The 14,243-nt window shown below is 39.4% G+C and carries 12 protein-coding genes; 3 read left to right on the forward strand and 9 right to left on the reverse strand.

The window, feature by feature from the left end:
* Positions 1-105: 105 nt before the first annotated feature.
* The 8 genes from ABFX33_RS05935 to ABFX33_RS05970 form a co-directional block, all read right to left on the reverse strand.
* Positions 106-1,428 carry a tetratricopeptide repeat protein gene (locus tag ABFX33_RS05935; protein WP_346084835.1) on the reverse strand — a complete coding sequence of 441 codons (1,323 nt, stop codon included), beginning with the start codon at positions 1,426-1,428 and terminating at the stop codon, positions 106-108.
* A gap of 303 nt (positions 1,429-1,731) precedes the next feature.
* Positions 1,732-3,258, reverse strand: a complete 1,527-nt coding sequence (locus ABFX33_RS05940) for a tetratricopeptide repeat protein (protein ID WP_346084836.1) — start codon at positions 3,256-3,258, stop codon at positions 1,732-1,734.
* A gap of 380 nt (positions 3,259-3,638) precedes the next feature.
* Positions 3,639-4,019, reverse strand: a complete 381-nt coding sequence (locus ABFX33_RS05945) for a response regulator (RefSeq protein ID WP_346084837.1) — start codon at positions 4,017-4,019, stop codon at positions 3,639-3,641.
* Between the two features lie 280 nt (positions 4,020-4,299).
* The gene (locus tag ABFX33_RS05950; protein WP_346084838.1) at positions 4,300-6,342 is read right to left on the reverse strand and encodes a hypothetical protein; all 2,043 of its coding nucleotides are present in this window, start codon (positions 6,340-6,342) and stop codon (positions 4,300-4,302) included.
* Between the two features lie 11 nt (positions 6,343-6,353).
* Complete coding sequence (locus ABFX33_RS05955; RefSeq protein ID WP_346084839.1) at positions 6,354-6,536, reverse strand: hypothetical protein; 183 nt, start codon at positions 6,534-6,536, stop codon at positions 6,354-6,356.
* 345 nt (positions 6,537-6,881) lie between these two features.
* Entirely contained in the window at positions 6,882-7,232 is a 351-nt protein-coding gene (locus ABFX33_RS05960) for a helix-turn-helix transcriptional regulator (protein WP_346084840.1), read from the reverse strand.
* Between the two features lie 709 nt (positions 7,233-7,941).
* Complete coding sequence (locus ABFX33_RS05965) at positions 7,942-8,115, reverse strand: hypothetical protein (protein ID WP_346084841.1); 174 nt, start codon at positions 8,113-8,115, stop codon at positions 7,942-7,944.
* Between the two features lie 52 nt (positions 8,116-8,167).
* Positions 8,168-9,730 (reverse strand): fimbrillin family protein, encoded by a 1,563-nt coding sequence (locus tag ABFX33_RS05970; RefSeq protein WP_346084843.1) that lies wholly within the window; start codon positions 9,728-9,730, stop codon positions 8,168-8,170.
* Positions 9,731-10,342: 612 nt separating this feature from the next.
* On the opposite strand from ABFX33_RS05970, the gene ABFX33_RS05975 reads away from it, so the two are divergent.
* From ABFX33_RS05975 to ABFX33_RS05985, 3 genes are all read left to right on the forward strand, one after another.
* Positions 10,343-10,537: a hypothetical protein gene (locus tag ABFX33_RS05975; RefSeq protein WP_346084844.1), complete on the forward strand. Its 195-nt coding sequence runs from the start codon at positions 10,343-10,345 to the stop codon at positions 10,535-10,537.
* 25 nt (positions 10,538-10,562) lie between these two features.
* On the forward strand, positions 10,563-12,320 hold the full coding sequence (locus ABFX33_RS05980; RefSeq protein ID WP_346084846.1) for a hypothetical protein: 1,758 nt from the start codon (positions 10,563-10,565) through the stop codon (positions 12,318-12,320).
* A gap of 229 nt (positions 12,321-12,549) precedes the next feature.
* A complete protein-coding gene (locus ABFX33_RS05985; RefSeq protein WP_346084847.1) occupies positions 12,550-12,942 on the forward strand; it encodes a helix-turn-helix domain-containing protein in 393 nt (130 codons plus the stop codon).
* A 41-nt stretch (positions 12,943-12,983) separates the two neighbouring features.
* Here ABFX33_RS05985 and ABFX33_RS05990 read toward each other — a convergent pair whose 3' ends face one another.
* Positions 12,984-14,192, reverse strand: coding sequence for a DUF4369 domain-containing protein (locus ABFX33_RS05990; protein WP_346084848.1), 1,209 nt, complete (start codon positions 14,190-14,192; stop codon positions 12,984-12,986).
* Positions 14,193-14,243 lie beyond the last annotated feature (51 nt).

A 14,243-nucleotide genomic window follows, 5' to 3' on the forward strand; every position in this document is an offset into this window, starting at 1 on the left:
ACTGTGGATAATATTCATGTCGATCATTTCCTGAAAGAAACGCTGTGCGGGGCGAAATTTGTAATTTAAAGCGGAGAAATTAGCGCGACAAAAATTATCTTGTCGCTAGCTAGGAACTTGTGTTTGAGCAGAAGTATCTGCGAGTTCACGCATCCAGTTATTAAAATCCGCATCCGAAGGGATTTCAAATTTTTTTCGTAATCTGTTCTTGCGGATCTGTACAGCCCGGATCGTCACAAAAGTATATTCGGCAATATTTTTTGTCGAAAAGTTAAGGAAGGCCATGGCGAAAAATTCGAGTTCAGTGCTTCTAAGATTTGAATCAAGTGATTTCAACGCCTGAATAAACTGCGGATACAATTCAGTAAATAAAGTCAGGAACTCCGGGTTATTTCTTTTAGCCAGCTCGATCAGATTATTGAATTTATTTTCCCCGATCTGCTCGGTCAGTTCTTTATTGATCGTTTCCGTTTCCAGTAACGCCTCTTCTTTCTGTCCTAAAATCCTACGATTGTGCCTTGTTCGCCATACAAAAAAGGTGACCGTCCCAAGAAGCAGTATCAAAACCAGGATGGAAATAGTAGCTGCCTTTGACACCTTAGTCTCCGATTCTTGGTCTTTTAGTTGCAAGATCTGGTTGAGTACCTGATCGACAACCTGTCGATTTTCATTTTCCAGGGAATCATTGAGTCGGCTAAAGGCCATTTCATAGTAATCAGCTTTGGCTTTATCAAAGTTGGTTGTTCGATAAAAATCAGCCAGTTCTCGATATGAATTCTTCATCCCGATCCGACTACCGGCGGCCCGCTTTTTTTCGAGACTTTCTTCATAAAAAGCCGCAGCTTTTTTTAAGTTCCCTCTCGTTTTCTCTAAAAGACCTAATGCATTATAGGTATTCAGAACGACAGGAATTTTATATTTCTTTATCAGCTCCAGTGATTTGTCAAGATATTGCTGCGCTTTTACTAAATCACCTTTCTGAACATATAACCTCCCCAGATTTTCATAAACAATCTGATAACGCATGGCCGCGTCTTTTTCCTCAAAGACCTTCAGGTTCGCCAATTGTAGCTCAGTATATTTTTGCATAGAATCCAATTGCCCCAGACGGTGAAAAACAACAGCCAAATTTTCATAGTTAAACTGGTAGGATTTTATTTGTTTTTCGCCCGTGAGTTTGCTGATCAGTTCCTGCTGCATACGAAACTCCCGAAGGGCTTGCTGATCAAGCTTGAGCCACGCATAAGCTCTCCCACGTAACCGATGGACTTCGGATTGCATGAAAATTTCATTCTTATAGAAGTCTGTATTTTCAATACGATCCAGCTGCTTCAGTCCTTCCTTAAATAACCCTACAGTTACAAGCCCTTCTGCTATATAAGTGCCAGATTTTGCTTTTCCTTCATCATACTTGGCAGCATTGGCCAAATTAAGCGCTTTTATTGCTGTCTATATGTAGGTCACCAAATCTCCTCTACTACCGAATTCCATAGCTTTCGCTAAGAGTGAGTCAACCTTTTGCTTCTGGGGATCGCCAGCAACTGCTTTGAGTGTAAATAGTAATAGAAGTAAAAAAAGAAATTATTTTCTCATTCAGTAGGTTGTCAATTTATTAGGCTGTTACTTTTCACAACAATTTAGACTCCTTTCGGTATTAAAACATTGCTGTGCGAATCTATGCATTTAAGAACATTAAACCACCATTAAATTATGTCCAAAAACCACTTTCTATCAATACTTGATTATTTCTCTATCGTCATGCCTTAGCTTATCATCGCCCTTCGCCAGCTGATAGGGTGATATCTGGTTACGCATCCAATTATTGAAATCTGCGTCCGAAGGGATGTCAAACTTTTTACGCAATCTGTTTTTGCGGACCTGTACGGCCCGGATCGTCACAAAGGTATATTCGGCAATATTTTTTGTCGAAAAGTTGAGAAAGGCCATGGCGCAAAACTCTAGTTCAGTGCTTCTAAGATTTGAATCACGAGATTTCAATGCCTCTATAAACTGCGGATACAATTCAGTAAATAAAGTCAGGAACTCCGGATTATTACTTTTGGCCAGTTCGATCAGGTTATTGAATTTATTTTCCCCGATCTGCTCGGTAAGTTCCCTGTTTACTGTCTCTGTCTCCTGTAAAGCATCTTCCTTCTGCAACAAAACCTTACGATTATGTTTGGATCGCCATACAAAAAATGAGATCGCGACAAGGAGCAACAATAAAGTAAAGATTGAAATCCGAACTGATTTTGAAACTTTAGCCTCTGATTCCTTATCTTTTTCATTTAAAACTTGATTGAGGACAACATCGATTATCTTTCTATTTTCATCTTCCAAAGAATCATTCAGTAAAACAAACGCTAGTTCATATTCTTTAGCTTTATTTTCTCCTAGCTTATAAGTTCGACAATAATCAGCTAAAAACTTATAATCGTTCCTAATCTCTTCCCTATTCCCTACATCTTTGGCATTAGCCAAGCCTTTTTCATAATAATATAAGGCTTTTTCGGGTTTAAGTTTCTTTTCTTCCAAATTACCTAAAAAAGTATAGGTATTATAAAATATAGAAATGTTAAATTTTTCAATAAGCTCCAACGATTGATTAAGGTAATATTCCGCTTTCCCAAAATCGCGCTTCCTCGTATATAAATCCCCTAATGCGTTATACAACCCGAGGTACATGTACTTTTCTTCCTTTTTATCAAAATCTGATAAATATTCTAATTGAAATTGACAATATTTTTGCATTGAATCAAGCTGTTCCAGTTGATCAAAAGCAGTAATTAAATTTGCATAAGTATTCAGATTAGTTCTCTTTTGATGCATCTTATTCTCCAAATGCTTAGTACAAGCCAACTGCAAATAAAACTCACGGATTGCTTGCTGAGGTAATCCGAGCTTTAAATAAGTCCTGCCCCTAACCCAATGTATCTCGGTTTGCATGAGTACGTTTTCGTTATAATACTCTGTGGACTCAATACTTTTAAGATGCTTAAAGCCTTCTTTAAATAATCCTATATTTACGAGCGCATCAGCTGCAAAAAAATGAGCTTTTGCTATTCCTGTATCGTATTTCGAAGAATTAGCTATTTCGAGAACCTTCAGGGATGTTTCCAACTGCGGTACAAATTCAGCTTGCTGGTGAAATTCTCTTATTTTAACCAAAAGTGAATCTACCATCTGCTGCTGACGATTTTGCGCAATTGTCCCAAAACTAAATAATAGTAAAATTATAAGTAAAAGATGTTTTTTCATCAGTAGATAATCAGCTGTAATAGGTTTTTGTTCATTAAATTTGCTCGAGACTCTCACAAGCCCAAAACATTTCATGCAAAAATAAATATTCTAAACTATTTAACTCCTATTAAATAATTTGCAAATTGATCTTTTAGCTACTAACGCCTTAAGATTAATTAATAAATATCAATAAAAATTGCTTCTTCATTAAGTAGAACCTCGATAACTAGCGCGTTCCAAAGGTTATGTTCCATCGACGTTCTGTCAAGATATACCCACGCCAAATCTAACTATAATAAAAATGACCGAGCGATATAAAATTGCCTTTAAGCTATTTATACATCACCTATATCTACTATTGGTACAGCTTTAATTATGTTTAGATCGCAAAAATGCTTTCATAATATCTGTTTAGAGTCGGAATTCAATACTTTATTTACAACAGCCAATAGTTCATTGATCTCAAAAGGTTTAGGCAGGAAATAGTCAGCTCCCGCACCCATAGCAATATCCCTGCCCGCATCGAAAGCTGAAATACACAGGATAAAGAGATTATCAAATACTTTGTGTGAACGAACCTGTTTGATAAGACCTTCACCATTTAGTCCGGGCATCTGTAAGTCACAGATAAAAATATCAGGCTTTTCATTTATAATGTAGTTTAAAGCTTTAGAACTTTTACTTTCACTTACAACCTTAGCATCGGTGATACTCAGTATCAATTCTAAAGCCTCCAAAATGACCAGATTGTCATCACATAAAAAAATCTTTTTCTTCATTTTCTATAAACTATCCTAAAAATCTACCATAGCAATATTTCATTTCGACCCGAATCACTGCACAACGAATCACTGATCTACTATTTCAGAAAAAAGTCACTTTTCGTTCAAAATCAATATCTTGATCATTACGAATACATGACAAAATAAGATTAGCATAAAAAATGAGATCAGGTAGTACGAACTGTATTACCTGATCTACTGTAAATAACAAGATTACAAAAGCAAGCACAATGGTTATGGTTAATAACTATGCCGTGATTGCTTACACTGTCATTTATTAAGGTGTTAATGGTGCAGGCGCATATTTCCAAGTACCAAAACCATCAAATTCAGAACGTTTTACTGCCCAATAAACTGCATTACCAAACAGATTACTATTCCAGGCGTAATCTTGTCTTGTTGTATAACCGTTTCCGGCAGTTCCATACAACCTTGGTTTTGGTCTATTATCGTCATCTGTCCCAAAAGGACAGCGGTTGGCATCGTTAAAATTGTCCGGATTTGAAGTAAGCGCTCTTGGGTTAGAAATAAACCCACCGTCACCCACAAAGAACAATCCCTTCGTTTTATGCTTAAACATCGTTACATAATTATCATAAGCGGCAGTAGGCGTTCTGTTAATACCCCTACCGGAAGAGTAGACCTCAATCTGAGATAAAGTGGCAGGAGACATATTTCCCAACACCATTGTCTCTCCAAAATCTTCCCCCCAAAGCTTACCACGCAAATCTCCAAATACGCCATTGACTATTTCATCATTGACATTGTTAATACGATACATCGTTCCACCACTACCGTAACCACTCTGTGCAGCTGTGATACCATTATCATTGAAGAATTGTCTCATAAAAGACTGAACAGAAGGTGCGTTGTCAGAGCGTTCGATCATCATAATAACCACCCCTTTTCTATTGATATAATCTATTAACGCTGCCTGTGTGGAAGCAGATTCTATACCGGCGTTGTAGCCTATGATCACAACATCGGGATTTTCAGCCAATTTAGTACGGAATTCAGCTTGCGTATTTGCATAATTTGCGGATCCTGCGTTCGTAGATGCAGCCGTTGTACCATACCATGGTTTTTGTACCCTAAGTAAGCTATTTGCCGCTGTTCCAAAATTATTATCCGCATTGATAAATTTCCATCCTTCACCAGATTGTGCAGCATAGCCATATCCATTCGTTAAAGCTGTTGTTGTATAGTGCAGTATTCTTCTTTGCGTAGCTGTATAAGAAAGATTGGCCAATCCCAAAAGCCGTTGACCGGCAGTAGGAGAGGTAAAGTTAAAATTGAAAATAATGTTTGGTGCGGGCATCGTTGCATTGCTGTATGTCGCCAAGTTGCGGTTTGCCATACTTGGGTCTACATTATTAAAGGTTACTGGCAAATCGGTAACTTTCACTTGAAATGAAGTTAGGGCCACTGGATCAGCAGTATAGTAATTCGCTTCCCAAATATTTGTTGGAGAGGTTGTCGTGAAAATAGCTGTAGTAGGAACGACCTGAAGATTCCCCATGCTATTTCCTTTGATATCAAATGTTCCCTTTTTTAGATAATCATCTTGAACAAAATTCACCTTAATACCGTTTATGGTGGCATATTTTGCTAATATACTGGCGTCAATCTTAACACTTACCTGCGCCATTTTATGCTGAAATGTAATCGCAATAGGATATACATGATGCTCGCCACTCGGCGTTACAGGAATACTTGTTTCGCCAGTAGCATACAATAAATCCTTATTCACAGGTGCATCAATAGACGGATTCGCTATGTTTGCTGGCTCTGGAAGAGTTTCTGCGTTATTGTATGAGTAGGCATACCAAATGTAATTACTACCCTTTTCTACATCCAATTGAACCTCTGTCCCAGCTACAGCCTGAACCGTTTTCCATAATACACCGGTCTCCTTGTTATAAACCAAAATACGGTACGTAAAGTCTTGGGTCATGGGCTGCGTAGCGGCCATAGCCCCACTATTCCCCAATTTGGTTGCTACAGATTTCGCAAGGTTATTAGCAACACCTAGAGATCCTATAGCAGTTTGCTCCGCCATTGCCTCTACCGTAAAGCCACCTGCATGCTGCTTTAAGGATAGACCTACCTGATTATTATTACCAACCGAAGCAGCCGCTTTAGTACTGATGCCCTGGCCAATATCTGTTCCCAAGATCCCATTAACTTTTATAACCATCTTAGTACCAATCACTTCTTCCGCAATATTATTCTTGTCTTTTGAACATGAAATCACTAGAGATATTATTAATATGGAAATTAAAGTAAAAGCACTTTTAGTATTAAAATATTTGTTATTCATAATTTCTAATTTTAAAAATCCCAAGTTTGCTGATCATTTGACTCAACGAAATCTTCAACTAATGGGGTGCCGCCTGCACCTCCTGGAGTAACCTGTGCAGAACCGGCAGCTATTCCTTCTTCCATTTCTACAATTGTAATTCTCAAAGTTGGAGGGATATAACCTTCCTTTTTCTTTTGATCTTTTGTTTTCATGACTATTAATTTTCTGTTAGTTTTTTATTTGGAACAAATCTTTCCAATCGCTGTTACGCTAGATTATTAACTTATTAAACCTTCACCCTACATCACTGTAAGCAACGGTAAGATCATTTTAACTATTGGAAACAAAGATTAACATTTTAAAAAACAAAAAGTGCACATACACCTATCACAGATATATCACAAAAAAAATAAACACTTATCTATCAGTCAATTATTTCCATTCTATCTAGATAGAATGGAAATATTGGATTATTATTGCCTTTAAATTGTCTCTATGGTATGCTCTATTTTAATTTATGCCTTAAATTTTCTATAAACCTCTAATCAAGAATTTTACTATATACTCTCATCGGGGCTTTGCTCCTTTCCAGCTAGAGGATTTCTTTGAATCTGCTCACGCATCCAATTGTTGAAATCGATGTCAGAAGCGATATTTAGTTTTTTGCGCAATCTATTTTTGCGTACCTGCACAGCGCGTACTGTGACAAAAGTGTATTGAGCAATATTTTTAGTCGAAAAATTCAGAAAGGTCATCGCACAAAATTCCAGTTCGCTGCTCCGGATTTTAGGATTTATTGTCTTCAATGAGGCGACAAACTCGGGATAGATTTCATTGAACAAGGCTAAAAATTCAGCATTATTGTTCTTCGCTAAAGCAATTAAATGATTAAAGTCATTCCTTTCCATTGTATATCGTTTTTCAGTAAGTTTTATTCTTATATTCCGCTCCTTGAGCGAAATCTTTTCACTCAAAAGCCGATAATTATTTTTGCTTTCCAGAAGAAATGGGCCGTCTTTTTAATTTAAACCCGATAGGGCTCCATCTGCCCTATCGAGTAAATCCAAATATATTATCACGGACTTTTACGCATTAATCCGAGGATAATTCAATACGGCCAACAGTTAAAGGTGATAAGACAGCAGATTTGTGCTGTACTTTAATCCGGCAGCCTAGCTACTGGATGTCCGACCTAATTCTGCTTGACAAATATTTGCATTAAAAGAAAGAAACGAAAAAAAGCACCTTTCACATTAATATCACACTTTTTAAAAATCTGAAAAACAAGACATTACTATTACAAAATAAACACATACTATGAAAACCTATAAACTAGAGATAAGTCTCATGTGCGTAAAATAAGAGACCGTATTGTAGAAAAAGACCGCTTATTTTTCTTTTTTTCAATTAATGGTACCCCTAATTTGAAAGCGATCTATGTCGCCTGCTGCTTGCAAACTCTTGTTCTGAACACATGCTTCCAATATGCACGATAGTATTATATAATTTAACTTCTGGCGTTGAACAAAAAATCGATGCCATAAAAAACCCGACAGGAATTAATTTAAAACCTGTCGGGCGAACTCAGATGAATCAAACAATTTTGAAGCGGAGGGATTACCAGTTGATTAAACGATTATCATCATCGGCATTATCCCAGGACTCTTGCGGGTAATTACTAATCGTATTTCCAGGAGCAGCAGAACCTGCTGCAATACCTTGCTCCAACTCGACATTCATCGCCTCTATCTTTGGGCTGACATATATATTTTTTGACTGATTTGTTTTCATATCTTATATTCTTATTAAATACGATTTCTATGCATTTAAAATTTGATGCTGACTATTGCGTACAGGCAACTTTCTTTCTTCCGCTTCCGGCACCAACCATTTTGGTTGCTCCTTGGACAACTTGAGTAATTTTGACATTATTGGTCGTAGAGCTCCAAGGCACCGTGTTGAAAGAACCTTGCGTCAATACCAAAGGATACAATTCGCCGCCATTGGCTTTGCTACCATACATAGACACTTCACCTGAGCGGCTAATCACCACACGAATTACTGGGTTTGCCGAAGTACCGGTCAAACTGTACACCTGAGGAACGGTGCCACCTTCTGTATTGGTTCCGCCATAAAGGCTGCCGTCCGCAAATTGAACATTTCGTGGCGCAATGGCAATACCTGCTTCAAATTGAATCTCCTGCGTTGCTAATTTAACGCCGTTTACCTCCATGTTAAAGGAATTGTCCAGTTGTTGGATATCAAACACGAATCCATAATCAGCTCCCGGAGCAGTAAGATCTTTGGTCACGACATATCCTGCCGGTTGGGCTGTTCCATCAACAACAGCGCCGGATCCAGAAGCAGGATAGCTCCAGTTTAGATCTGCTCCACCTGTTACCGGCTGTGTACAAGTCTTGAAATTTAGGTTAAGATTATAACGTTGTCCAGGGACGATCTTTAGACCTGCTACAGATACATTATTTTTTGTTTCGCCGTCAATCGTAATCGATCCAAAGCTAAATACCCCATTTGTTGCACCCGGATGGATCAATAGGGTCGGATTACTTGAAACCGAACGTAAACCTGCACCCAAAGCCGGGAATTGTACCGCAGTACTTGTGGTATTGCCATTAACCGTTATTGTACCATCCGCCAATTTTAGATTTGCACTCGGATGTGTAGGATCTATTGTTGGCGAAACCAAGCTTGTGATAGCTCCTGTCATTTCAGTTGCCATGCTCAGGTTGGTCGTCACTTCACTATACTGATGTTTTAACACAACAGCCAGATTGTTGTCTCCCGGCTGAACCGCTAAATCCTTCTTAAAGTACATCAAATCCGCACTGATATTGTCCAAGCTGGCATTTGCGATATCAGCTTGTGCTGTTACTGCAGGAACAGTCGCGGTACTATTGACCGAATAAGCGACAAAAGTATAAGTCTGTCCCGCATCCAATGCGATTGCAGTAGTGTTGTCAACTGTATTGGTATAGGTCTTTTCTGTTACATAATCACCTTCGGCATTGTACACCACGATTTTATACTTGATGTTCGCTGCCAATGGCGTTCTTTCTTCCGTCACCGCAGCACGGCTTCCGGACGAGGCCCGCAACAGGTTGCCACTTGTTACGGACGGCTCGTTCGTCAAAGTTGCTTCAAAAGAACTTGAGTTTGTCAAAGGAACCACTACAGTCTGGGCTGTCCCAGTAGCGTTACCGCCCTTACCTGCTTTCTTTGTGGTCACGATTGGATTTTCTACCCCCAATAGCTGAATATTCACGCTTGCCTTACCGCTCGCAGCTACACTGTCTTTGCTTTCCTTACAGGAATACAACGATCCACACACTAAAGCCGATAGAACGAATGCTCTCCAGCTTACCTTTGTCTGTGTTTGTAAAATCATTTTTTTAATTGTTTTTGTGATGATTAATAAACATTTTAATTAATTCGTCGCAAATATTGAAATATTTTCCTGAAAAGAAACAACAAGTACATATCACACATATATCACATATTAAAGTCCATTTTAAAACCTTAACACGCTATTAATGTGAAACATTTTATCTTTATAAAATAATAATGTTGTAACACACAAAATAACCTAGATAGATGCAGTTCATTTGGCCAATAATTTTGATCAACACTCAAAAAGATCACACAAAACTCAGTTTATCAAAAAAATAAAGCTAAAAGTGAAATGTAAGTGATACTTGTGTGATACATATGTGGTATAGCTATTCTTTTTTTCTCAATTATCTTTGAAGCAACAATTAGGATCTATTTTAATGGATCAAGCTATATATCCTGAAATAAAGACCGTTGTTCGGCTAATTATTTAAATGAAGAGAAATTACATAGACAACAATATATATTCATTAGACAAAAACAGTACTAGCAATTGGAATCCGACCAACAAAAAGCATTTATTTCCTTTATCCAGCGGCTTTATCCAGGATTAAACGCTGTGCCATGCATAATAAATGTTAAGTGTAAACCAAATAATAAATAAGATAATATGAAAAAGAGAACTGAAAAAAAGATTTACGTGAAACCCGTAATCGAGCAGTTACAGGTGGTTATGGAGGAAGGGATAGCTGCAGGATCGGTTGGATCAGGCCAGCCCGGAGGCGGAAGTGGCGTCAACGAAAACGAATGGAACAATGGTGGAACAGAAACCAAAGATCCGGATGGCGGAGAATGGTGGAACTAGCAACAATCAAAATTTATTTATGACAATGATGAAAACAATAACACAGATCACAAAGATAAAACTAGCCCTGATTGTTCTTGTAACGCTCGCCGTTTCCTGCAGTAAGGAGAAGGCTGAACTTATTACTGAGGCAAATCGAGGTGGTGTAAAACTGGCTTTAACAGAAGCGCAATTTAGTGGAGCTGACATTACTACAGCGAAAGCCTCCACAAAGGCCAGCACGGTTCAACCACTTGCTTTAACGCAGGAAGTTCAGGCCGGACCATTTACCGTTACCGCAGAACTGACAGAAAATATAACGGGCGGTACCGGACTTAAGGCATCCAACAGTAAAAAGGCAGCCTCAAAGCTGCTCTCACTGCGAGGTGCTGTAACCTATCGGGTAGTCGCTTATGAAACAGATGGTACTTATATCGACCAGGCTGTTGGTGACGCTGCGGATTCGACACAGGTATTTTTTGGAGATAAATTGATCGCAGGCAATAAATATACCTTCGTCATCTATTCATTAGGTTCTACAACGACCCCTCCACCTGCTGCTCCGGCGACAAATTTATATAGCGCAGGTGCCGTAAATTTCGCTTTTACCGGCTTTGAAGAGAATGGAAGTGATTTGATGTACGCTATTGAAAAAGACGTCACTATTCTTGGAAACAATACACCAACGCCATTAACGGCTCCATTACAGCATCTATTTACCCGTGTTACGCTTCAAGTCGACAATAGCGATGCGACAGGCACCTTTGGTACTGCAAATTATCTAAAAGGAGGCTATCTTTCAGAGGTTCCCGTACAGGCCGAATGGGTTTCAGCTTTCGCAAACGCCACTGTCGACCTGAGCACCGGAGCTACGGTAGCTGCAACGAATGTCACTAGTGTACCTCCTGTTTCAAACCTTAATGCAACCGCTCAAACTTTTATCGTTAACCAGAATCAGTCGTCTACTTTTTCAATTGCCTTAACGATACCAAGCGGCCAGATCAAAATTGGTCATGATGTCAATGTGCAAGCAGTTAACTTTAATTTCTCCAATGCCGGTTTAGGTTTGAAACCAGGATACTCCTATACGATGAAATTGCGTTTTAACAGTGATCGTTATGTCAACGCATCGAATGTTACCCGAAGTGCCACTGCAGCTGATGCACGCTATGCGGTCATTGCCGGCCATCGATGGGATCGTTATAATCTTGGTGTAACCGATGTAAATCCTACGACCAATAATCCGGATGCCAATCCTTCGGTACAGGCGCTATATGGCAATTACTACCAATGGGGCCGCCAATTGCCTGTCGCAAATGCCTACAGTGGTGATGGCGCGATTGCTGGATGGAATACAACGCCTGCTCCAGATGGATCGTGGAATAACGGTACTGCGACAGCTCCTGTTAAAGCAGCATTGGATCCATGTGGTACGGGAGATCGCGTACCTAGTCAAGCTGAATTCAGCCGTTTGGGCAACGCTACCCGCCATACATCTATTGGTAACTGGATCCCATTTTCGGGAAGCGGAACAGGGCCTGGATTATCAGACTTTACTGCCGCACATATTATGACCAGTAAAAAAAGCAGTGACATCAAATTAAGCTTTCCGGCCGCGGCGCACAGAAGTTCGGTCGATGGAAGCCAGATTCTTAGACAAAGTTCTGCTATTTATTGGTTAAATATGGCCGTAGGTGGTAACGATAGAGCACTACAGGGCCGAGGATTCCAAGGCGGTGGTTGGGATACATCGAATTATTTTAAACGTTCTGGTTATCCGATACGCTGTATCCAGGATAAATAGCTGACAACTTATATTTTTATTTTATAGTTTTCATAATTATCCCTACTTACTTAACAACACCTATCGGAAGCAATAGGTATCTAAAGCTCGGCATGGTTTCCATCGCCGGGCTTTTCTCGCTCCTATCAATTCGGATAATATCGCCCGACCGGGATGTAATGCCTATTCATGCACAGCCGCCCGGATATAGGATAGATAGGACAGCATCAGAATAAATCCCTCATAAACTATGAAAGCAGAAAGCAGAGCCACCCAGATCACAAATCGATATTTACTATTTTTGGACAGACATATTGAGGATGTTATACAAGGTCGTACGATAGCGTTCATGGAGATCAATAGGATTGCCCGTGAACTGGCCATTTCACACAAACATCTGATTTATACCGTTCAAAAAGAAAAAGGAAATCATCCCAGTTATTTTTACAACCAGAGAATCATTGCTGCGGCAAAAGAATTCCTGATCCATTCAACACTATCTATCGCAAAAATTGCATTTCTGCTAACTTACGACCCTTCCAATTTTTCAAAGTTCTTTAAAAAATGGACTGGGGAGACACCGGGGAGTTTTAGGGCGAAAATAAAAAAGACTAATCTCACGACTAGTCCTTTTATTTTTTAGGGAGTCCTTTCGAACTCGTTTATAGAAAACGTTAGTATCTATTATTGCGCTCCAAATACTTCAGCTAGCTTTTTGTCCAACTCAGTATCCGTTTCGGATCCGCTGGCATAGCGGCCTACAATCATGCCGTTCGGATCGATCAAAATCTTGGTCGGTAAGGTACTGATGCCAAAGTGGACAGAAATGGATTTAGAACGATCAAATTCACCGTTTTCAAACTTTAGTCCATTAAGTACATGTCTCCAAATACCTATTTTATCTTGATCGACAGCTTTATGCCAGGCAGCCTGACTCCGATCATCGTCGGCAACGCCGATAATTTCGAAGCCTTTGCTTTTATATTTTGTATACAGATCTATTAAATGCGGGTTACCCTTTCGGCAAGGCACACACCAGCTCGCCCAAAAATCCAGCAGTACATATTTGCCCTTGAATGCAGCAAGTGCAATAGCCTTTTCATTGATATCGGTTGCCGTAAATTCAAATGCTTTGCTCCCCGGCGAACCGTTTTTGATGCCCTGAATCTTTTCTGCGATCTCCCTCCCGTTACCGCTGTTCTTGATCTGATCGGATAAACCATTATATAAACCCTCGATTTTAGCAAGATCGGCACCTGTTGTCATAAATTGCATAAGAAAAGAACTCACATACGAATCTGGGTTTTTCTTAATAAATTCCACATCCAACTGGGCCAGTCGGTCATTAAATGGCGTAAAATTTTCCCGGTAATCATAGGCTTCCTCCTTCAGCTTCTTCACTTTAGCTTCCAGCAGCTTCAGTTCGGCATCCGCATCCATGTATCGTTTATTCAAACGGCCATATTCTTCCAGCACGGGTTCCATTTCCTTGCGGATGACTTTTTTATCTACATTCAATTTCGACCATTCATCCTGCGACTTTGAACCTTTGATCAGGGCATCTTTGAATTTGTCTTTCTCAAGCCGGATACTCATCTTTTTGGGTTCTAAATAAAAACTTACCGCATTCGGATCGTCCACACTTCTGCTGTTCCGGTCCACATAGAGATAAGCCATGACCGGCTCTTCGATTTTACCTTTAAAAACAAAAGCATTATGTTCGATTTTTACACTGTCCAAGGTATGCTTGCTTCCATCCCCGCTACGATAGCCCAGGTAGGCATAGGGTGATGAAACGTTAACAGTTTCACCCTTCAGTACAAAAGGTTGCTGCCCGAGGGCAACCAACGATAGATTGGTCAACAACAAAATGCTTCCTATGTATTTTTTCATTTATATCTAAATTTAAGATGGTTATTAAAATTCATGTTTATCAACTCAATT

Origin of the sequence: Sphingobacterium ginsenosidimutans, from assembly GCF_039536865.1 — a bacterium.
In the GTDB taxonomy this organism is placed as follows: domain Bacteria; phylum Bacteroidota; class Bacteroidia; order Sphingobacteriales; family Sphingobacteriaceae; genus Sphingobacterium; species Sphingobacterium detergens.

Excerpts from the sequence above, each read along its gene's own strand:
- ABFX33_RS05950 (WP_346084838.1), bottom strand. The coding sequence starts at position 6,342 with ATGAATAACAAATATTTTAATACTAAAAGTGCTTTTACTTTAATTTCC.
- ABFX33_RS05940 (WP_346084836.1), bottom strand. The coding sequence starts at position 3,258 with ATGAAAAAACATCTTTTACTTATAATTTTACTATTATTTAGTTTTGGG.
- ABFX33_RS05960 (WP_346084840.1), bottom strand. The coding sequence starts at position 7,232 with ATGGAAAGGAATGACTTTAATCATTTAATTGCTTTAGCGAAGAACAAT.
- ABFX33_RS05975 (WP_346084844.1), top strand. The coding sequence starts at position 10,343 with ATGAAAAAGAGAACTGAAAAAAAGATTTACGTGAAACCCGTAATCGAG.
- ABFX33_RS05955 (WP_346084839.1), bottom strand. The coding sequence starts at position 6,536 with ATGAAAACAAAAGATCAAAAGAAAAAGGAAGGTTATATCCCTCCAACT.
- ABFX33_RS05945 (WP_346084837.1), bottom strand. The coding sequence starts at position 4,019 with ATGAAGAAAAAGATTTTTTTATGTGATGACAATCTGGTCATTTTGGAG.
- ABFX33_RS05980 (WP_346084846.1), top strand. The coding sequence starts at position 10,563 with ATGATGAAAACAATAACACAGATCACAAAGATAAAACTAGCCCTGATT.
- ABFX33_RS05985 (WP_346084847.1), top strand. The coding sequence starts at position 12,550 with ATGAAAGCAGAAAGCAGAGCCACCCAGATCACAAATCGATATTTACTA.
- ABFX33_RS05990 (WP_346084848.1), bottom strand. The coding sequence starts at position 14,192 with ATGAAAAAATACATAGGAAGCATTTTGTTGTTGACCAATCTATCGTTG.
- ABFX33_RS05970 (WP_346084843.1), bottom strand. The coding sequence starts at position 9,730 with ATGATTTTACAAACACAGACAAAGGTAAGCTGGAGAGCATTCGTTCTA.
- ABFX33_RS05965 (WP_346084841.1), bottom strand. The coding sequence starts at position 8,115 with ATGAAAACAAATCAGTCAAAAAATATATATGTCAGCCCAAAGATAGAG.